Source organism: Stenotrophomonas sp. NPDC077461 (genome assembly GCF_049545475.1).
Taxonomy (GTDB): domain Bacteria; phylum Pseudomonadota; class Gammaproteobacteria; order Xanthomonadales; family Xanthomonadaceae; genus Stenotrophomonas; species Stenotrophomonas nematodicola.
The window spans coordinates 68,009-87,905 of the sequence record NZ_JBMWDO010000011.1; the positions used below are offsets into that span (position 1 = coordinate 68,009).

Annotated in this window: 21 protein-coding genes; 17 read left to right on the forward strand and 4 right to left on the reverse strand. The window is 68.7% G+C overall.

Going from position 1 to position 19,897, the window contains the following annotated elements; translation table 11 throughout:
* The first annotated feature begins 97 nt into the window (after positions 1–97).
* The 15 genes from ACPEH8_RS16950 (at position 98) to ACPEH8_RS17020 (ending at position 12,990) form a co-directional block, all read left to right on the forward strand.
* Positions 98–580, forward strand: a complete 483-nt coding sequence (locus ACPEH8_RS16950; RefSeq protein WP_017356333.1) for a hypothetical protein — start codon at positions 98–100, stop codon at positions 578–580.
* Positions 577–2,292 carry a hypothetical protein gene (locus ACPEH8_RS16955; protein ID WP_313275630.1) on the forward strand — a complete coding sequence of 572 codons (1,716 nt, stop codon included), beginning with the start codon at positions 577–579 and terminating at the stop codon, positions 2,290–2,292. Before ACPEH8_RS16950 ends, ACPEH8_RS16955 begins: the two co-directional genes overlap by 4 nt.
* 8 nt (positions 2,293–2,300) lie before the next feature.
* The gene (locus tag ACPEH8_RS16960) at positions 2,301–2,495 is read left to right on the forward strand and encodes a hypothetical protein (RefSeq protein WP_136006440.1); all 195 of its coding nucleotides are present in this window, start codon (positions 2,301–2,303) and stop codon (positions 2,493–2,495) included.
* A complete protein-coding gene (locus ACPEH8_RS16965) occupies positions 2,492–3,040 on the forward strand; it encodes a hypothetical protein (protein WP_262072086.1) in 549 nt (182 codons plus the stop codon). The genes ACPEH8_RS16960 and ACPEH8_RS16965 overlap by 4 nt, the downstream gene beginning before the upstream one ends.
* A gap of 4 nt (positions 3,041–3,044) precedes the next feature.
* Positions 3,045–4,601 carry an AAA family ATPase gene (locus tag ACPEH8_RS16970; protein WP_423667578.1) on the forward strand — a complete coding sequence of 519 codons (1,557 nt, stop codon included), beginning with the start codon at positions 3,045–3,047 and terminating at the stop codon, positions 4,599–4,601.
* A gap of 207 nt (positions 4,602–4,808) precedes the next feature.
* Positions 4,809–5,045, forward strand: a complete 237-nt coding sequence (gene rpmB, locus ACPEH8_RS16975) for a 50S ribosomal protein L28 (RefSeq protein ID WP_005411638.1) — start codon at positions 4,809–4,811, stop codon at positions 5,043–5,045.
* 10 nt (positions 5,046–5,055) lie between these two features.
* Positions 5,056–5,223, forward strand: coding sequence for a 50S ribosomal protein L33 (rpmG, locus tag ACPEH8_RS16980; RefSeq protein WP_172407465.1), 168 nt, complete (start codon positions 5,056–5,058; stop codon positions 5,221–5,223).
* A gap of 130 nt (positions 5,224–5,353) precedes the next feature.
* On the forward strand, positions 5,354–6,772 hold the full coding sequence (cls, locus tag ACPEH8_RS16985) for a cardiolipin synthase (RefSeq protein WP_136006500.1): 1,419 nt from the start codon (positions 5,354–5,356) through the stop codon (positions 6,770–6,772).
* A 53-nt stretch (positions 6,773–6,825) separates the two neighbouring features.
* Positions 6,826–8,208 carry an FAD/NAD(P)-binding protein gene (locus ACPEH8_RS16990; protein WP_423667580.1) on the forward strand — a complete coding sequence of 461 codons (1,383 nt, stop codon included), beginning with the start codon at positions 6,826–6,828 and terminating at the stop codon, positions 8,206–8,208.
* Positions 8,209–8,260: 52 nt separating this feature from the next.
* Complete coding sequence (uvrD, locus tag ACPEH8_RS16995) at positions 8,261–10,453, forward strand: DNA helicase II (RefSeq protein WP_017357485.1); 2,193 nt, start codon at positions 8,261–8,263, stop codon at positions 10,451–10,453.
* Between the two features lie 16 nt (positions 10,454–10,469).
* Positions 10,470–10,796, forward strand: coding sequence for a low molecular weight protein tyrosine phosphatase family protein (locus ACPEH8_RS17000; RefSeq protein ID WP_423667583.1), 327 nt, complete (start codon positions 10,470–10,472; stop codon positions 10,794–10,796).
* Between the two features lie 56 nt (positions 10,797–10,852).
* Positions 10,853–11,407, forward strand: a complete 555-nt coding sequence (locus tag ACPEH8_RS17005) for a hypothetical protein (RefSeq protein WP_017357488.1) — start codon at positions 10,853–10,855, stop codon at positions 11,405–11,407.
* A 153-nt stretch (positions 11,408–11,560) separates the two neighbouring features.
* On the forward strand, positions 11,561–11,839 hold the full coding sequence (locus ACPEH8_RS17010; RefSeq protein ID WP_017357489.1) for a hypothetical protein: 279 nt from the start codon (positions 11,561–11,563) through the stop codon (positions 11,837–11,839).
* 63 nt (positions 11,840–11,902) lie between these two features.
* Positions 11,903–12,469 (forward strand): sugar O-acetyltransferase, encoded by a 567-nt coding sequence (locus tag ACPEH8_RS17015; protein ID WP_423667586.1) that lies wholly within the window; start codon positions 11,903–11,905, stop codon positions 12,467–12,469.
* Between the two features lie 74 nt (positions 12,470–12,543).
* Positions 12,544–12,990: a universal stress protein gene (locus tag ACPEH8_RS17020; RefSeq protein WP_017357491.1), complete on the forward strand. Its 447-nt coding sequence runs from the start codon at positions 12,544–12,546 to the stop codon at positions 12,988–12,990.
* Between the two features lie 26 nt (positions 12,991–13,016).
* On the opposite strand, the gene ACPEH8_RS17025 is transcribed toward ACPEH8_RS17020, so the two are convergent.
* The gene (locus ACPEH8_RS17025) at positions 13,017–13,256 is read right to left on the reverse strand and encodes a hypothetical protein (RefSeq protein ID WP_017357492.1); all 240 of its coding nucleotides are present in this window, start codon (positions 13,254–13,256) and stop codon (positions 13,017–13,019) included.
* A 34-nt stretch (positions 13,257–13,290) separates the two neighbouring features.
* The gene (locus ACPEH8_RS17030; RefSeq protein ID WP_017357493.1) at positions 13,291–13,575 is read right to left on the reverse strand and encodes a DUF2782 domain-containing protein; all 285 of its coding nucleotides are present in this window, start codon (positions 13,573–13,575) and stop codon (positions 13,291–13,293) included.
* 97 nt (positions 13,576–13,672) lie between these two features.
* On the opposite strand from ACPEH8_RS17030, the gene polA reads away from it, so the two are divergent.
* Both polA and ACPEH8_RS17040 read left to right on the forward strand, forming a co-directional pair.
* Positions 13,673–16,444 carry a DNA polymerase I gene (polA, locus tag ACPEH8_RS17035; RefSeq protein ID WP_423667589.1) on the forward strand — a complete coding sequence of 924 codons (2,772 nt, stop codon included), beginning with the start codon at positions 13,673–13,675 and terminating at the stop codon, positions 16,442–16,444.
* Between the two features lie 375 nt (positions 16,445–16,819).
* Positions 16,820–17,299, forward strand: coding sequence for a DUF421 domain-containing protein (locus ACPEH8_RS17040; protein ID WP_017354629.1), 480 nt, complete (start codon positions 16,820–16,822; stop codon positions 17,297–17,299).
* A 15-nt stretch (positions 17,300–17,314) separates the two neighbouring features.
* Here the strand turns inward: ACPEH8_RS17040 and hemF are convergent, their stop codons facing one another.
* Both hemF and ACPEH8_RS17050 read right to left on the reverse strand, forming a co-directional pair.
* Positions 17,315–18,211, reverse strand: a complete 897-nt coding sequence (gene hemF / locus ACPEH8_RS17045) for an oxygen-dependent coproporphyrinogen oxidase (RefSeq protein ID WP_136006420.1) — start codon at positions 18,209–18,211, stop codon at positions 17,315–17,317.
* A gap of 63 nt (positions 18,212–18,274) precedes the next feature.
* Positions 18,275–19,897, reverse strand: a complete 1,623-nt coding sequence (locus ACPEH8_RS17050; protein WP_423667592.1) for a hypothetical protein — start codon at positions 19,895–19,897, stop codon at positions 18,275–18,277.

Consider the following 19,897-nt stretch of genomic DNA (forward strand, 5'->3'; position numbering starts at 1 on the left):
CCGTGCTCCGCGCGCCATGTGGCGCGCGGAGCACGCCCGACTCTGGTACCTTTCTGCGTCGTTACGCCGCGGCCGCGGCAATGCAGGACGCAGCGACATGGCGCGCAATCTACTGTTGGGCACCCCCGCCACCACCACCCCGACCCTCACCACGACGCGGTCGCAGGCCGCTACCGGGCTGGCCTCCGCATCGCTGGACACCCGCCTGCGCCAGAAGCGCTCGCCGGCCTACCTGCAGGCGATGGCCAAACTCGATGCCGGCGGCCACGTGCACGATCGCCAGGCACTGGATGCGCTGCTCGCGCAGATCGATCAGGAACTGGGCACGATCGAGATCCAGGAGCGCCTGCTGGGCATTGTCGGGCGTTGCTACCTGGGGCACCCCTACGAAGTGCACACCCTGGACCTCGGCGGGCGCATCACCGAGCATTTCAAGAAAGGTCACCCGCTGCCGCTAACGCTCGAACGGGCCCGCGTCCTGGCCACGCATCCGTCGTATGCCTTCATCGAGGTGTACGCCACCCGGATGGTGGCGGTGAGCGAGTCCGGGCAGACCGCGATCATTGAAGGAACGGCATGAGTACCCAACGCATCATCCATATGGCGGACCTGTCCGCCATCAACAGCAGCCTGCGCACCCTCGGCCGCGATCTGGACTCGCTGAACGCGCAGGTCGATGCGGTCCAGCACGACGTCGGCGCAACCCGCAGCGAACTGGCGCGCCTGGAAAAGGCGTTCATGGATTTTGTCGCCGCCGACGTCAAGGCCAAGGAGCTGTCGCTCGCCGAGACCCGCCAGGTCAAGATCCGCCAGGAACTGGAAACCCGCTTCGGCCACTACGGCGAGGTGCGTCGCCAGACCACCGGCATCCTGCAGGCCGCCGACATTTCGCTGGTCCGCCAGGACACCATCCGTGCCGCCAGCGAGAACCTGATGCTGGCCGCACCGGGGTACTGGCTTGCGCCGGCGCTGGTGGCCCTGGCCGCCTGGCTCAACGACCACAAGGACCTGGCCGAGCGCGCGCTGGCCGAAGCGATCCGCCGCGACGATGAGAAGACCAGCCTGCTGTTCGCGCTGGTCAGCCGCCGCGCCGGTCGCCTGGCCGCATCGCAGCAGTGGATGGACCGCTACCTGGGCATGCAGAACCCGGTGGAACTGGACCGCCAGACCGTGGTGCTCATCGATGCGATCGCCGCCGGTGTGTTTGGTGTGGAAACCGCGCTGACCTGCGTGGCGCGCACCAGCGACTGGATCGAGGAGCTGTCCCAGCGCGCCGGCTTCATCGAGAGCCAGCGCAGCCAGTGGATCGACGCGCTGCGCTCGAAGACGCCGCACGGCGACGACAGCGCCCGCTACCCGCATCTGCAGCAGTACAGCCCCACCTGGCCGGCCCTGCAGGCCTCGCTCAATGCCACCGCCACGCACGGCGCGGTCGCCCAGCATTTCCAGGCCGTGTTCAGTGGCGAGGTCCGCGCGACTGCCGGCCTGGCCGCCGATGTCGATGCACTGCTGACCAAGCTGGTCTCCCATTTCGATGTGGAGGAACTGCCGCTGCGTCGCGATGAGGAGCTGTGCCGCCTGATCATCGAAGAGAACGGTGACCGCGCTGCCGCCACGTCGCGCTTCCAGCTGCAGGATCCCGCGCTGGAGCACCGCATCAGCTTCACCCAGCTGCTGACCAACGCGGCGATGCATCCGGAAACCTCGCACGCCTCGCGCGCCACCCAGCGCTTTGCCACCGCGCAGTCGCGCGCCTGGATCCTGGAGGCGCACCACGACCTCACCGCCAGCATCCGCCTGGCGGTGCCAACGCAGGTGCAGCTGCACCTGGATGGCTGGGAAGGCAGCACCACCGACGGCGGCAACCAGGCCGACCTGGAAGCCGCGCTGGGCCAGCACATCGACGGCCGTCTGGCCGAGGCACTGGCCTCGGTCAAGCTGGGCATCCACCACTGGCTGGTGATGGGCCTGGGCATCCTGCTGATGCTGCTGGCCCTGGGCAACATCGTGGGCATGGTGATCGCGGCGGTGATGCTGCTGTGGGTGTACATGGCGTACCGCAATCTGGACAAGCAGCGCACCAAGGTGCGCGCCGATTTCGCCGCGCTGCGCGAGCAGAGCCAGCAGGCGTTGAAGGCCTGCGTTGCCGAAGTGGTCGAAGTACGCCGCGACCTGGCCGCGCGCGATGCGCAGTCCGCGTCGGTGGCCGCGCTGCTGGAATCGATCACGCCCGACCAGTTCACCCTGGGCGGCCACGACAACACCCGCCGCATTCTTGCCGCCACCGCCTGAGGCCCGCCATGACCCGATCCCTGCTGGATGCCACTGTCACGCCGCCGCCGTTGCCGGCCGAAGCACCGCCCCTGCCGCCGTTGCCGGTCGAGCGCGCGCCGGCCGTGTCCGTCGCTCCGGACGCCCTGGCTGGCGCCCTGCCGGGCTGGGACCTGCTCCCGGCCACCGGCTTCGTGCGGCGCAAGCGCGCTACGGCCGGATGACCCTGCCGGTTCCCCGCACCTACGCGCAATGGAGCCAGGTGCTGGATGCCTTTGACGATGGCCAGCATGATGCCGAGGCCCTGGCGGCGATGGCGGCCGGCCAGGTGGACTGGACGCCCGGCGTGGCCACGCTGTTCAGCCAGCGTGTCTGCGCGCTGCTCGACCGCCGCCTGCAGCGCTGCGGCGCACGCCTGACCCGTGACCTCGGCCTGCGCAGCGACGAGGTCACCCTGGTGCGCGCGCTGCTCGATGCGCGCCGCCACTTCGCCGTGCTCTACCAGCTTGCCACCCTGGCCACGCTGCCCGAACCGCTGCGTGCGCACCTGCGCGCCGAGCTGGAACGCATCGCCGCGGACATGCAGCGCGGGCTGGAGGAGGGCGCGCAACGCGCCCGCTGCGAGCGTTCGCTGCGCGCGCTGCGCCACAACAGCCTGTGCCACTACCGGCCTGCCGCTACCGATGCCGTGGCGCCTGCCCCGAAGCCCGGCGCCCTTTCCGCGGAACCGCCGGCACTGCCGGCGCGCCGCCGTACCCTGATGATCTGACGCCATGAGCGATACCCGCGAGTTCCACGCCACGCTGACCCGCTACCTGAAGGCGCGCGTGCCCTTCATCTCCATCCGCAGCACAGAGCGGGCCCGGGTGCTGGACATCCTGCGCGACGTTGCCGGCGCGCTGAATGCCCCGTTTTACGTGCACACCCTGTCGCAGGGCACGCGTGAGCTGTCCACCGGCCGTATCGTCAACGAGGACAGGTCGGTGGTCGGTGCGGTCGACTTCGCCAGCCAGCAGATGGCCCAGCGCCAGAACCTGAGTTTCGTGCTCACCGAAGTGTCCGACCTGGAGGACGACACGCCCTCGGCGCGGCAGCTGATCGACGTGGCGATGCTGGCCGCCGACCACGGCGGTTCGGTGGTGGTGGTGACCAGCAAGCCGATCTTCGGCCAACTGCAGCGGCTGGGCATGTCGCTGGTGCTGTCGCCGCCCACCGAAGACGAGATGGCGGCGATCATCCATGAGCAGATCGACCCGTATCGCAGCCAGTTCCAGATCGCCTGGGACGATGCCGACATCCGCCAGGCGGCCGCGATCCTTGCCGGCATCTCGCGCCTGGAAGCGGAAAACATCATCGCCACGCTGCTGGTGAACGGCCGGATCGACAAGAACGACCTGGTGGAGCTGATGCACGCCAAGGACCGCATCTTCGCCGACATTTCCGGCATCGAGCGCGTGCCCGTGCGCGGCGGCGACCTCAGCGTCGGCGGCCTGGGCGGGCTCAAGGACTGGCTGGCCCGCGAGCGCCCGCTGCTGACCGCGGACCTGCGCGAGCGCGGCATCCGTCCGCCGCGCGGCGTGCTGCTGGTGGGCGTGCCCGGCTGCGGCAAATCGCTGTCGGCCAAGGCCATCGCGCAGGACTGGCAGTTGCCGCTGTACCGGCTGGACCTGTCCACGATCCACGGCCAGTACCTCGGGCAGAGCGAGGGCCGGCTGAAGGAAGCCCTGGCCACCGCCGATCACGTGGCGCCGTGCGTGCTGTGGATCGACGAGATCGAGAAGGGCCTGGCCGGCGCGACCGGCGGCGGCGATGGCGGGACCTCGACCCGGCTGGTCGGCCAGTTCCTGTACTGGCTGCAGGAAGCCCGCACCCGGGTGTTCGTGGTGGCCACCGCCAACGATGTCTCCAAGCTGCCGCCGGAGCTGCTGCGCCGTGGCCGCTTCGACGAACTGTTCTTCGTCGACCTGCCGACCGCGCCGGAACGCCGCGACATCATCGGGATCTATGCCCGGCGCGGCCTCCAACAGCGCGAGCTGGCCCCGGCGCTGCTCGACGAGCTGGTCGAGCTGTCCGAGGGCTTTGCCGGCTCGGACCTGGAGTCGGCCGTGCGCGAGGTGGTCAAGGAGGCCTACCTGAAGGGCGACGCGGTGGTCACCGATGACCTGTTCCGGCGCAGCTTCCAGAACGTGGTGCCGCTGTCACGGACCGCGCCGGAGCAGATCGAGAACATCCGCGCCTGGGGCCGGGAGCGGGCCGTACCCGCCTCGGGCGAGGCGATCGCCGGCACCCCGCTGACCAGCGGCCGCCCGCGCCGCGCCGTGCTGACCTGAGCCGGCGGCGCCTTGCATCACAGGGCGCGCGCTGGCATAATGCGCGGCTCGCTGTGTCCAAAAACCTTTGGATCGGCGGCCGGGAACACGTCATCCGGTCGGCCCTCGACAGCGTAACCCTTTGATTCTCATGACGTGTGGCGGGAAACCGTCGAGGCCGCCGTCGCCCGGGCTATGGGCCGACACTTACTTTCATCGAGGTGCGCAATGTCCCGCGTATGCCAAGTTTCCGGCAAGCGAGTGCAGACGGGTAACAACGTCTCGCACGCCAACAACAAGACCCGTCGTCGTTTCCTGCCCAACCTGCACGAGCGCCGCTTCTGGGTTGCCAGCGAGAACCGCTGGGTCAAGCTTCGTGTTTCCGCGCATGCCCTGCGCACCATCGACAAGAACGGCATTGATTCCGTTCTGGCTGAGCTGCGTGCGCGCGGCGAAAAGGTCTGAGGAGTAAACGATCATGGCAGGCAAGCGCGACAAGATCCGTCTGATTTCGACGGCCAACACTGGCCACTTCTACACGACGGACAAGAACAAGAAGAACACCCCCGGGAAGATGGAATTCCTGAAGTACGATCCGGTCGTGCGCAAGCACGTCCTGTACAAGGAAGGCAAGATCAAGTAATCCGTCACCGGATTGGTTGATGTCCCGCGAAGAACCCGCCGAGAGGCGGGTTTTTTGTTGGGCGGCCGGCCACCACGGCCGCACACGGCAGCCGTGGCAGAATGCGGTTCCACCCCCGACGGGCGACGCGATGCTGTTCGAGTGGATGCTGGGTTCCTGGTTGTTGATGCTGGACTGGCTGATCCGGCTGGCGGCGCTGTTCTGGATTCCCACCCGCACCACCCCGGGGGCGGCGCGCAGCTGGCTGCTGCTGGTCGGTTTCGTGCCGTTGCTGGGGTTGCCCCTGTATCTGCTGTTCGGCCATCCGTGGCTGTCGCGGCAGCGCGTGCAGCGACAGGCCGAAGCCTCCCAGGTCATCCGCGAGGAACAGGCCCTGCAACCGCCGCTGCGCTGGACGCCGCTGCCGGACACGGCCACCGCCGAGATCGTGCCGCTGATCGAGCGCCAGGGCGACTTCATGCCCATCCACGGCAACGCGGTTGAACTGCTCAGCGACTACGACGCCTCCCTGCAGGCGCTCATCGCCGATATCGACCAGGCCCGCGACCGCGTGCACCTGCTGTACTACCTGATGTTCGACGATGCGGTCGGCGAAGCGATCGTGCAGGCGCTGCAGCGCGCCGCCGCCCGCGGCGTGCATTGCCGGCTGCTGCTCGATGCGGTGGGCGCCAAGCGCGGCCTGCGCCGCTACCGCCATCGGCTGCAGGCGCTCGGCGTTGACGTGCGCGCGATGCTGCCCGGTGGGCTGCGCTGGCGGCGCAGCGGGCGCATGGACCTGCGCAACCATCGCAAGATCGCGGTGATCGACAACCGGGTCGGCTACATCGGTTCGCAGAACCTGGCCCAGCCGCAGTTCGTGCCCGGTTTCCCCAACAGGGAACTGGTGGCGCGGGTGCGCGGTCCGGCCGTGGCCCATCTGGAAGCGGTGTTCGCCAGCGACTGGTACATGGAAACCGGCCAGCGCCTGGACGTGTTGACCGCCGTGCCGGTGTGCTCGGCCGACGTGGCCACCCAACTGCTGCCCAGCGGCCCGGCCTATCCCTTCAGCAACGCGCGCGACGCGGTCAATGCGTTGATCCACCTGGCCCGCCGGCGCATCGTGCTGGTCACGCCGTACTTCGTACCTGACGAGGCCACCCTCAGTGCACTGCGCATCGCCGCGCTGTCCGGCGTGCAGGTGCAGCTGATCCTGTCGGCCAGCAGCAACCAGCGGCTGACCGCCTGGGCGCAGGAGGCGTACTACGACGAACTGCTGCGCTGCGGTGTGCGCATCGCCCTGTACGAGCCCAGTTTCCTGCATGCCAAGCACCTGACCGTGGACGAGGACATCGCGCTGGTCGGCTCGATCAACCTGGACATCCGCTCGTTCGCCCTCAACGCCGAGATCGGCATGCTCTGCTACGACGCCGGCATCGTGGCGCAGCTGCTGCGCATCGAGAACGACTACCTGCTGCAGTCGCGCCAGCTCGACCTGAAAACCTGGCGCGGCCGGCCGGCATGGCGACGCAGCCGCGAAGGCATCGCCCGGCTGGCCGACGCGCTGATGTAGCGCTGCGGCGGCGTCCGACAGAGGCGGTCGCGCGCATCGCCTACAATCGCTGCATGACTGCCACCGAAACTTCCCGCCAGTGCGACCTGGCCATCGTCGGCGGTGGTGCGGCCGGCGTGCTGGTCGCGCTGCACGCGCTGCGCTCCGCCACCGGCGCTGCCCAGATCGTCCTGTTCGAGCCGGCCTCGGTGCTGGCCCAGGGCATCGCCTATGCCACGGCATGGCCGGACCATCTGCTCAACGTGCCGGTCGGCAGGATGAGCGGCCTGCCCGACGCCGCCGATGACTTCCTGGCATATCTCCTGCAGATCGAGGCGTTCCCGACCCTGGACAGTGACGCACTGGCGGCAGCATACGTGCCGCGGCGCATGTACGCCGCCTACCTGCAGGCGCGCCTGGAGCAGGCACAGGCCGACAGCCCGGCCCGGCTGCAGGTCGTGCATGAGGCCGTCCTTGGCCTGCATCCGGGCAACGCCGTACAGCGGCTGTCGCTGGCCAACGGCGATCACTGGCAGGCGCGCCAGGTGGTGCTGGCCTGTGGCAACAGCATGCGGCCGCTGCCGGTGCCCGGCGCCGAGGCGCTGCCCCCGGGAAAGGTGGTCGATGCGTGGGATTACGACGGTGTGCGCCTGCTGGCCGGCGCCGGCGACGTGGCCATCATCGGTTCCGGCCTGAGCATGGCCGACAGCGTGGTCGCGCTGGCCAACGCCGGTCACCGCGGGCGCATCCATGTGCTGTCGCGCCATGCCCTGCTGCCGTTACCGCATGCGCACGGCGGCGCGGCGACCTTCGATCCGCAGCCGCTGCCGGGCATGCCGCTACGCCAGGCGCTGCGCGCGCTGCGCGTGCACGCCCGCAGTGCCGTCAGCCAGGGGCTGCCCTGGCAGGCGGTGATGGACCGCATCCGCCCGCTGGGCCAGGCGTTGTGGCAGGGGCTGGATGCGGTCGACCAGCGCCGTTTCCTGCGCCACGTGGTGCGGTACTGGGATGTGCATCGCCATCGCATCGCCGAGCCGGTGGAGGCGCAGGTCGCCGCACTGGAGCAGTCCGGCCAGCTGCAGCGCCATCGGGCCCGCCTGGACGCCGTGCGGGTGCTGGACGGCTCCCTGCAGGTGCACGCACACGATGCCGCCGGCGTGCTGCCGCCATTGAACGTGGACGCACTGATCAACGCCACCGGCGTGGAAACCCGCGCCACCGCCATGCGCAATCCGCTGGTGCGGCAGTTGCTCGCCGATGGCCACGCACGCCCGGGTCCGCACGGCCTGGGGTTGGATACCTCGGTGGAGCGGGGGCAGTTGCTGGATGCGGCGGGCCAACCCCAGGCCGGGGTGCAGGTGGTCGGCAGCCTGCGCATCGGCACACTCTGGGAAAGCCTGGCCATTCCCGAACTGCGCGGCCAGGCCCAGCAGGCGGCACGCGCCGCGCTGGGCTGAACCGGTTGCAGGCGGTGGCGGTCGCCGCACGCTGCACGGGGTAAAATGGGGCATGGATGTCTCCCACTTGCTCGACGGGCTCAACCCCGCCCAGCGCGAAGCTGTGTCCGCGCCGCCCGGCCACCATCTGGTGCTTGCCGGTGCCGGTTCCGGCAAGACCCGCGTGCTTATCCACCGCATCGCCTGGCTCAATGAAGTCTGCGGCGTGCCGACCCACGGCATTTTTGCGGTGACCTTCACCAACAAGGCTGCCGGTGAGATGCGTCACCGCATCGACCTGCAGCTGCCGCAGGGCAGCCGCGGCGCGTGGATCGGTACCTTCCACGGCTTGGCGCACCGCCTGCTGCGGCTGCACTACCAGGACGCCAAGCTGCCCGACAGCTTCCAGGTGCTCGATTCGGACGACCAGCTGCGCCTGGTCAAGCGGGTCGTGCAGCAGCTGGAGATCGACGACGGCAAGTTCCCGCCCAAGCAGATCGCCTGGTGGATCAACGAGCAGAAGGACGAAGGCCGTCGGCCGCAGCACATCCAGCCCGAGCCGCATGACGCCTGGCTGGAAACCATGCGCCAGGCCTACGCCGCCTACCAGGAGCGCTGCGACCGTGCCGGGCTCGTCGACTTCGCCGAGCTGCTGCTGCGCGCACATGAACTGCTGCGCGACAACCCGGCACTGTTGGCCCACTACCGCTCGCGCTTCCGCGAGATCCTCGTCGACGAGTTCCAGGACACCAATGCCATCCAGTACGCCTTCGTGCGCGTGCTGGCCGGCGACAGCGGCCACGTGTTCGTGGTCGGCGACGACGACCAGGCCATCTACGGCTGGCGCGGTGCCAAGGTCGAGAACGTACAGCGCTTCCTGAAGGACTTCCCCGGCGCGCAGACCGTGCGCCTGGAGCAGAACTACCGGTCCAGCGCCAACATCCTCGGCGCAGCCAATGCGGTGATCGCGCACAACCCGGACCGGATCGGCAAGGAGCTGTGGACCGACAGCGGCGATGGCGAGCCGATCGATCTGTACGCCGCCTACAACGAAATGGACGAGGCGCGTTACGTGGTCGAGCGCGCGCGGCAGTGGGTGCGCGATGGTGGCAGCTACGGCGATGCCGCCGTGCTCTATCGCAGCAACGCGCAGTCGCGCGCGTTCGAAGAAGCGCTGCTGTCCGAGCAGGTGCCGTACCGGGTGTACGGTGGCATGCGCTTCTTCGAGCGCGCCGAAATCAAGGATGCGCTGGCCTACCTGCGGTTGATGACCAACCGCAACGATGACGCCGCATTCGAACGGGCGGTCAACACGCCCACGCGTGGCATCGGCGACCGCACCCTGGACGAAGTGCGCCGGCTGGCGCGCACCCAGGCAATCTCACTGTGGGAAGCCACCATGCTGACCACGCAGGGCGACGCCCTGGCTGCGCGGGCGCGCAACGCGTTGGCCGGGTTCCTGACCCTGGTCAACCAGTTGCACGGCGAAGCCGGCGAGATGACCCTGGCTGAACGCATCGACCACGTGCTGGTGCGCTCGGGCCTGCGCGAGCACTGGTCAAAGGAAAGCCGCAACGCGCTGGATTCGGAATCGCGTGCGGACAACCTGGACGAACTGGTGTCGGTGGCCTCGCGCTTCGTGCGCCGCGAGGACGACATCGAAGAAACCGGCGAAACGATGAGCGAGCTGGTTGCCTTCCTGTCCTACGCCTCGCTGGAGGCCGGCGAAGGCCAGGCGCAAGCGGGCGAGGAGGGCGTGCAGCTGATGACCCTGCACTCGGCCAAGGGCCTGGAGTTCCCCATCGTGTTCCTGGCCGGCATGGAAGACGGCCTGTTCCCGAGCGCACGTTCGCTGGAAGAAAGCGGCCGGCTGGAAGAAGAGCGCCGCCTGGCCTACGTGGGCATCACCCGCGCGCGTCAGAAGCTGGTGCTCAGCTACGCCGAATCGCGGCGCATCCACGGCCAGGACAACTACAACGTGCCCTCGCGCTTTCTGCGCGAGATCCCGCGCGAGCTGCTCAACGAAGTGCGCCCGAAGGTGCAGGTCTCGCGCAGCGCCTCGCTCGGTGCCAACCGTGTGATGGGCCACGCCGCGCTGGAAGCGCCGCCGCTCAAGCTGGGCGCGATGGTTTCCCACGCCCGCTTTGGCGAAGGCATGGTCACCGACTACGAAGGCAGCGGCCAGCACGCACGCGTGCAGGTGGAATTTGCCGAGGCCGGCAGCAAGTGGCTGGTGATGGCGTACGCCAACCTGACGGTGCTGTAAGGAGGGCGCGCCACGGATGACGCGCCACATTCTCTTCATCTGCAGCCATAACCGCCTGCGCAGCCCGACAGCTGAGCAGGTGTTTGCCGATTGGCCCGGCATCGAGACCGCATCGGCCGGTCTCAAGCCGGATGCCGACGTGCCGGTCAGTCCGGAACTGCTGCAGTGGGCCGATCTGATCGTGGTGATGGAGCGCGCGCACCGCAGCCGTCTGTCCAGCCGGTTGCGGTCATGGCTGGGGGGCAAGCGGGTGGTGTGCCTGGATATTCCCGACGATTACGACTTCATGCAGCCGGCACGGGTGGAACTGCTGGAGCGCAAGGTGCCGCCGCTTCTGCGCTGAGCAGCCGTCCAGTGGCCGGCACTACAATGGGGGCTCTTTTTGCGTAGATCGCCCCCATGACCGATTCGCCGCTGCACATCAACGTCAAGCTGAATGCCCGGCTCCAGCCCGAGCATCGGCTGCAGCTGTTCGAAGATCCGCTCGATGCGATGCTCGAGGGCGTCGGCATCGGCGAAATCCTGGGCGGCGGCACGGCGCTGTCCGAGGACGGGGAGGTCGAGTACGGCGACCTGGAGATCCAGCTGCACGACGCCGCCGCACTGCCGCAGGTGATCGAACTGCTCGAGCAGCTCGGCGCGCCGAAGGGGTCGCTGATCCAGCGTGACGGTGAGGACGATCTGCCGTTTGGCATCACCGAAGGCCTGGGGCTGTACCTGGATGGCGTGAATCTGCCGGACGAGGTCTACGAGCAGTGCGATTCGAACTATGTGTTCGACCAGATCGTCGAGCGCATCGACGGCCACGGTGAAATCTGCAGCTGGTGGCAGGGGCCGAGCGAAACAGCGCTGTATCTGTACGGCGCCAGCTTCGACACACTGCGCGACCGCATTGCCGATCTGCTCGCCAGCTATCCGCTGTGCCAGGGCGCGCGCGTGGTGCGGATCGCCTGACCGGCGCGTTCCGCCCTTTCATCATCCCAACCCCCCCCGCTTCATCCGCCCCCGCCCCCGGCTCATCCCGGATTTCACGCGCTTCGTCGCGTGCCGCTTGCCCGGGTCCCGGCGCGCGCCCAGAGTCTGGCGCTGTCCGCTGGGAGCGCGCATATGAACAAGGGAATCCCGTACCTGCTTGCCGTCCTGGTCGCGCTGACGCTGTCGGCCGACTGGGGTGCACCGGTGCTGGCCCTGTTCCAGCATGCCTATGCCTGCCTGGAGGGCGGCGGTGGCCTGGACCTGGTACGCCTGCGCTGTGAGGCGCAGCCCACCGGGTTGTGTGCCGCGCTGGCGACGTGGCCCTTCTGGGCGACGGCGGCGGCGGTCGCGGTCGCCGCCGTTCTGGCGGCGCGGCCGGGGGGGTGGCCGCGCGCACGGCACGCGGCCTGACGGCGGCATCCCCGGAACGTGGCCGGGCAGTGCATCATCGGCTGTCTACCCTGAGGAACTGCCATGCCCCTGACTGAGAAGGACAAGATGCTGTCCGGCCAACCCTATCGGCCGGGCGACCCGGTGCTGCAGGCCGAGATGGCGGCAGCCAAAGCGTGGATGGTGCGCTACAACGCGGCCCTGGCGGCCTCGCCGGCGGTACGTCGCGAGCTGCTGCGCGAGCGTCTGGGCGCGGTCGGCGAGGGCGCGGTGATCCGTCCGCCGTTCCACTGTGACTATGGCAGCCACATCCATCTGGGCCGCGATGTGTTCCTCAACTACAACTGCGTGATCCTCGACGTGGCCGAGGTCCGCATCGGCGATGGCACCCAGATCGGGCCGGCCGTGCAGATCTACGCTGCCGACCATCCACGCGATCCGCAGCAGCGCGCCGCCGGGCTGGAATCGGCACGGCCGGTACGGATCGGGCGCAATGTGTGGATCGGGGGCGGTGCCATCCTGCTGCCTGGCGTGGAGATCGGTGATGACGCCGTGGTTGGCGCCGGCAGCGTGGTGACCCGCGACGTTCCTGCCGGGGCCACCGTGGTCGGCAATCCGGCGCGCGTGGTGGCGCGCCCGCACGGGGATTGATCCTGCTCAAGGCATGATCTCCACACCGGGTGTGCAATGGTGTCCCTTCCATTGCCCCTCCCTGGAGCCCTGTCATGTACAAGCGAATCCTGATTGCCACCGATGGTTCGGAGCTGGCCGAGAAGGGGCTGCTCAAAGGCCTGGAGCTGGCCAAGGACCTCAATGCGGAGGTCGACATCGTGACCGTGTCCGAACCCTGGGCGGTGGGCATGTACGACGCGATGGGCTGGAGCGTGGGGTATATGAACAGCCCCGAGTACAAGGCCGACCGCGAAGAGACCGCGCAGAAGGTGCTGGCCCCGGCCAAGGCGACCGCCGATGCACAGGGACTGCGCGCGAACACCGTGCATGTGCTCGACCGCTACGCGGCCGACGGCATCATCGACACCGCCACCGAGCGTGGCAGCGACCTGATCGTAATGACCTCGCACGGCCGTCGCGGCGTCACCCGGGTGCTGCTCGGCAGCCAGACTGCCGAAGTGCTGGCGCGCAGTACCGTACCGGTGCTGGTCATCCGCTGAGGCGTTGTGCCGGCCAGCGGCCGGCACTACGGGCGCAGCGCGAGCGTCTGCGATTCGTCCAGGCTGCCGTCCGGCTGCAGCACGACATAGCGTTCACCGCTGCGATCGAACAGCACCGGGATCGGGTCGCGGAACAGCGGGCGGCGGACGAAGCGCAGCACCCAGCCGAAATGCTCCAGCGTCTCCACCGCCTGCCGCTGTTCCGGGGTCAGGCCGGCCCGCAGCTGGGCGGGGTCCGGCGGTTGGCGGCGTTCAGGCGTGGTCATCGGGCGGGGCGGGCGACAGCGGCAGGGCAGGTGCTCACCAGCTGTAGAGCTTCCAGTAGACCGGCGATACGCCATCCTTGTCGTTGTCCATGCGGCCATCCCCGTTGCGGTCGTACATGTAGTACGCGGGGCCGCGCGAGGGCGTTACCTTGACCATGCGGAGCTGGCCGCTGACCCGGTATTCCTCGACGGTATCGCCGTTGTCCAGGGTGCGCCTGGAAATGTCCGCGCCGCTGACATCGACCGGGGGAGCGCCCGCGCCGCCGGTGGAAGCGCAGCCAGCCAGTGCGAGCAGGGCAGCCAGCAACAGGATCTTCATGGGCCGTAGGTCCTTGGACAGGGGAGTCCGGATTATGCCCCATGCGTTGTGAGCCCGGTGCCGCGAACCGCGCGGGCCGGGCGCGTAGAATCGTCGCATGAGCCGATTAGTCCTGATTGACGGGTCCAGTTACCTGTATCGCGCGTTCCACGCGCTCCCGCCGCTGACCAATGCGCACGGTGAACCCACCGGCGCGCTGTTCGGCGTGGTCAACATGCTGCGCGCCACGCTGAAGGAGCGCCCAGAGTTCGTCGCCTTCGTGGTCGATGCGCCCGGCAAGACCTTCCGCGACGACCTGTATGCCGACTACAAGGCCAACCGGCCGCCGATGCCCGATGACCTGCGCCCGCAGATCGAGCCGATGTGCCGCATCGTCGAAGCACTCGGGCTGAGCATCCTGCGCATCCCCGGCGTGGAAGCCGACGACGTGATCGGCACGCTGGCGCTGCAGGGCCACCGTGACGGCCTGCAGGTCACCATCTCCACCGGCGACAAGGACTTCGCCCAGCTGGTCCGCCCGGGCATCGAACTGGTCAACACCATGACCGGCAGCCGCATGGACTCGGACACGGCGGTGATGGAGAAATTTGGCGTGCGCGCCGACCAGATCGTCGACCTGCTGGCGCTGATGGGCGATGCGGTCGACAACGTGCCCGGGGTGGAGAAGTGCGGCCCCAAGACCGCTGCCAAATGGCTGGCCGAGTACCAGCACCTGGAGGGGGTGATGGCCGCGGCGGCGACCATGAAGGGCAAGATCGGCGACAACCTGCGCGCGGCGCTCGAGCGCCTGCCACTCAACCGCGAGCTGGTCACCATCCGCACCGACGTGGCGCTGGACGTCACGCCGCAGACGCTGCCGCTGCGCGAGCCGGACGTGCCCACCCTGAGCGAGCTGTACCTGCGCTACGGCTTCACCCAGGCGCTGAAGGAGCTGGGCGGACCGGTACCGGCACCGGCCGCCGCCAGCGACGCCCCGGTCAGCCTGCGCGGCACGGCGGCCGGCTTCGCCCGCAGCACGCCGGCCGAGGCGGACGCCGCGATCGACCCGGCGCTGTCCGCCCCGGGTGACTACGAAACCGTGCTCACCACCGAACAGCTCACCGCCTGGGTGGCGCGTGCGGAAGCAGCCGACCTGATCGCCTTCGACACCGAAACCGACGCGCTCGATGCGATGCGCGCCAATCTGGTCGGCATCAGCCTGGCGGTCGAGCCCGGCCGGGCGGCCTATATTCCGGTGGGCCACGACTACCCCGGCGCGCCGGCCCAGCTGCCGCGCGAGCAGGTGCTGGCCGCGCTGCGCCCGGTGCTGGAGAACCCGGCCAAGAAGAAGGTCGGACAGCACGGCAAGTACGATCTGCACGTGCTGCGCCGGCATGGCGTCGAGGTGCGCGGTTACCACGACGACACCATGCTCGAGAGCTTCGTGCTGAACTCTACCGCCACCCGCCACGACATGGATTCGCTGGCGATGCGCTATCTGGGCTACACCACCATCAAGTTCGAGGACGTCGCCGGCAAGGGCGCCAAGCAGATCCCGTTCTCCCAGGTGGGCCTGGATGAAGCCGGCCGCTACGCCGCCGAAGATGCCGACATCACCCTGCGCCTGCACCACGCGCTGCAGCCGCAGCTGCTGGCGGTGCCGGCGCTGTACAGCGTCTACCGCGACATCGAAATGCCGCTGGTGCCGGTGCTGGCCACCATCGAGGCCAATGGCGTGCACATCGACATGGCCGAACTGCGCCGGCAGAGCCAGGATCTGGGCGTGCGCATGCTGGCGGCCCAGCAGAAGGCCACCGAGCTGGCCGGCCACACCTTCAACCTGGATTCGCCCAAGCAGTTGCAGGCCGTGCTGTTCGACGAGCTCAAGCTGCCGGCCCTGGTGAAGACCCCCAAGGGCCAGCCAAGCACCAACGAAGAGGCGCTGGAGGCCATCGCCGAACAGCACGAGCTGCCGCGGGTGATCCTGGAGTACCGCGGGCTGGCCAAGCTGCGCAGCACCTACACCGACAAGCTGCCGGAGATGGTCAATCCCGATACCGGGCGCGTCCATACCAGCTACCACCAGTCCGGTGCGGCCACCGGGCGGTTGTCGTCCTCCGACCCGAACCTGCAGAACATCCCGATCCGCACCGACGACGGTCGCCGCATCCGCCGCGCATTCGTCGCGCCGCCGGGGCGCAAGATGCTGGCCTGCGACTACTCGCAGATCGAGCTGCGGATCATGGCCCACCTGTCCGAGGACCCGGGCCTGGTGCGTGCGTTCGAGCAGGGGGCGGACGTGCATCGCGCAACGGCGGCCGAAGTGTTCGGGCGTGCGCTCGACGACGTCACCCCCAATGAACGCCGCGCGGCCAAGGCGATCAATTTCGGCCTGATGTACGGCATGAGTGCGTTCGGCCTGGCGCGCAATCTGGGCATCGACCGTGGCCAGGCCCAGGATTATGTCGCGCTGTATTTCAGCCGCTATCCGGGCGTGCGCGATTTCATGGAGCGCATGCGCCAGCAGGCGCGCGAGCAGGGCTACGTGGAAACCCTGTTCGGTCGCCGCCTGTATCTGAACGACATCAACGCCCGCAATCAGGGCCTGCGCGCCGGCGCTGAACGGGCGGCGATCAATGCGCCGATGCAGGGTACGGCGGCGGACATCATCAAGCGCGCGATGGTGCGGGTGGATGACTGGCTGCAGACCCAGGACGGCCAGGCCCGGATGATCCTGCAGGTACACGATGAACTGGTCTTCGAAACCGAAAGCAGCTTCCTCGAAACCTTGCGTTCCCAGGTCGTGGCGCTGATGTCCTCGGCGGCGGAACTGCGCGTGCCGCTGGTGGTGGACGCGGGCGTCGGCGACAACTGGGATGAGGCGCACTGAGGGGTTTTCGGCCGCAGAAGGATGAACTTGTTCATTACGCGGCCGTAATCTGACTCTTCGATGAATGTTTCCGTGACGCGGCGAGGATTAATTGGGCCCCTTCACGAACTATCAATGTTCGAGGTGCTTTTATAGACCTCGACAGGCGCAACGCCTGTTGTGGATCTCTCCCATCCCCTGGAGCAGATCTCGGAACGGGGGCTCCTCCCCAAGCGCCCGTTCCCCGGCCCCGCTGACCTCCCCCTGGTCGGCGGGGCTTTTTATTTGGGCCGTTGCCAGCCGCACGGCCGCCCCGGGAGGCCCCCTGTCGCAACTGCCGATTGCCTGCAGCCCGCGCTCTGGCCCATCCTGCCGGCACGTTCCGGGGAGAGTGCAATGAGCGATCTGTTTGCCTTGGCCATGCCGTGGTGGGAATTCATCCTGCGCGCGGTGGTTGTCTACGTGGTGGTGCTGGGCATGGTGCGCCTGTCCGGTAAACGCGCGCTGGGCCAGATCACGCCGTTCGACGTGCTGCTGATTGTGCTGCTCGGCAACGCGGTGCAGAACGCGCTGCTGGGGCAGGACACCTCGCTGGGCGGCGGTCTGCTGCTGGCGGCGACGCTGATCCTGATCAACTATTCGGTCGGTTGGCTCAGTACGCGCAGCCGTCGCATCGAAACGCTGGTCGAAGGCGAGCCGGTGCTGATCGCACGCGACGGCAAACTGCTGGCCTCGGTGCTGAAACGGGAACTGGTGACCCAGGCCGATTTCAACGCGGCCATGCGTCAGCAGGGGTGTCGCGATGTGAGCGAAGTGGCGATGGCGCTGCTGGAGATCAACGGCCACATCACCATCGTGCCCAAGGACAAGACATAGCCTCGGGTTGCCGCGTCACACCCAGTCGCGCGGCACCAGGTAATCGGCCAGCCGCGCCTCGTCGCTGCCGCTCTCGGGCTGGAAGCCATACTCCCAGCGTGCGCGCGGCGGCAGGCTCATCAGGATGCTTTCGCTGCGACCGCCGCTCTGCAGGCCGAACAACGTGCCGCGGTCGTAGACCAGGTTGAATTCCACGTAGCGGCCGCGCCGGTACAGCTGGAACTCGCGCTCGCGTTCGCCGTAGGGCGTGGCCTTGCGGCGCGCCACCAGCGGCAGGTACGCATCCAGGAAGCCGTCGCCGACCGCACGCAGGTAGGCGAAATCGCGCTCGAAGTCGCCATGCAGGTCGTCGAAGAACAGGCCGCCGACGCCGCGCGTTTCATTGCGGTGGCGCAGGAAGAAGTATTCGTCGCACCAGCGCTTGTGCGCGGCGTAGCGCTCGTCGCCGAACGGTGCGCACAGGTCGTGCGCCACCCGGTGCCAATGCTGCACGTCTTCGTCGAACGGATAGAACGGGGTCAGGTCGAAACCACCGCCGAACCACGACGCCACCGCCTCGCCATCGCGCTCGGCGCGGAAGTAGCGCACGTTGGCGTGCGTGGTGGGCAAATAGGGATTGAGCGGGTGGAACACCAGCGATACCCCGGTCGCCCGCCACGAGGCGCCGGCCAGTTCCGGCCGGTTGGCCGAGGCCGAGGGCGGCAGGCGGGTACCGGACACGTCGGAGAAGCCGATGCCGGCCTGCTCGAACACCGCGCCATCGCGCAGGATGCGGGTACGGCCACCGCCGCCCTCGGCACGCTGCCAGAGGTCTTCGGTGAACCGCGCCCGGCCGTCGGCGGCCTCGATGGCCGCGCAGATGCGGTCCTGCAGGTCGGTCAGGTAGCTGCGTACGCGTTCGAATTCATTCATGGCGCGTACTTTACCGCAGCCGCGCGAGGTGCCTGCAGCCGGCAGGCCGCAGGCACCGGGGGCTCAGCGGCCGCCCTTGCGGTTGCGGTTGGACGATGCGGGCGCGTCGTCCGCCGCGGGACCGGCGGTGTCGTCCGATCCGGTGTCCTCGTCCTCCTCGCGGCTCAGCCGGTCGGCCATCCGTTCCAGGTTGCCTGACAACTGCAGCATCGCCCAGTTGCGGGTGGCGTGCACATCGCAGGCGACATGGGTGCCCTTGCCATCGCGGGCGCACAGGGCCTGCATCGATTCGGGAATGGCCTCATCGCCGGTGTGCTCGTACACCGTGACCAGGTTCTCGCAGCCTTCGCGCACACCGGCGGTGCACATCTTCTGGTAGTAGGGGGCTGCCTCGGCCCAGCGATCGCCCAGCGCCAGGCGATGGCCCATCGCGTTGCAGCCCTGCAGGCGGCCGGCATCGCAGCAGGCCTGCGCGCCGCGCTCGCTGCCGCCGGTGGGGCAGTCCTGGGTCAGCGGCACCTCGACGAACACCACCGACGCGGCGCACTGGCCGGCCGCGCCTTCGCGGGTGTAGTAGGCGTAGCGGTTCCAGGTGTCCACGCCGATCAGGCTGCCGTTGGCGAGCGGCTGCAGCACAAAGTCGTCACCCTTGTCGTGGCGGATGCGGATCTGCCCGTCCTCCAGGCGTGCGCGCAGCTGGCCACTGAGCGGTATCTGCACCAGCCCACCATCGCCGAAGGCCAGGCTGTCCATCAGCCCGGTGGCGGCCGTGTACTGGCCACAGGGCAGGGACGTGGCGGCGACCGGCCGCATGTCGGCGGCCGTCAGGCCCTGCAGCGGCGCAGCTGCGGTGCAGCTGTCCGGATTGCCGCCCTTGGTGCAGGCCAGTTGCAGCGCGTCACGGGCCGGCAGCCAGCGCCCGGCGGTCCACAGGGCCTGGGCCACGTCCTGGCAGAACGTGCCGGCCGGGTAGGCGCGACACAGCGCGGTCACGTCGTCCAGCGCGGCCGCCGGCAGCGGGGCCGGCTTCTGGCTGCTCAGCAGGATGCTGGCGAATGCCTTGGCCATCGCCATGCTGGCCGCTTCCTTGCAGGCCTCGGCATCGTACTGGCCGCTGTCGGGCTTGCACGATGCCGGTTCCTGCAGGTCCGGATCCTCCTCGCCGATGTCCTCGCGCGTGACGGCTTCGCGCGCCTCGGTTTCGTAACTGGACAGCAGCGCCTTGCAGGCCGCCGGCACGCCCTCCGCGCACCACGGGCGCAGCACGTCGCGGTCGGCCATGCGGATGTCGTCCAGGCAGGTACCGATGCTGGCACGGCAACTGTTCTCCGGGAACTGCACAGGCGGCTTGCAGCGCGCCGGCTCGCTGAGTCGGTACGTGAGGTAACCGGCTTCGAGGCTGCGGCCGCCATCGGTGATGTCCGCCTCCAGCACCACCCCGGCATCGGGGTCGGCCATCTTCAGTTGCTTCCCCAGGCGCCGCAGCAGATACGGCTCGCGGGCACTCCCGGGCATCTGGCGGTAGCCCTGGTTGGGGCTTTCAATGACGATCCGGGTGGGGTTGTCGTCCGCCTGGTAGGTACCGCATTGCAGCGTGATGGACGGGGCGGACGCCGGGGCCGCCGACAGCAGCGCCACCGGCGCTGCCAGACCGGCCAGCGTGGCCAGTACACGAATCAAGGACAT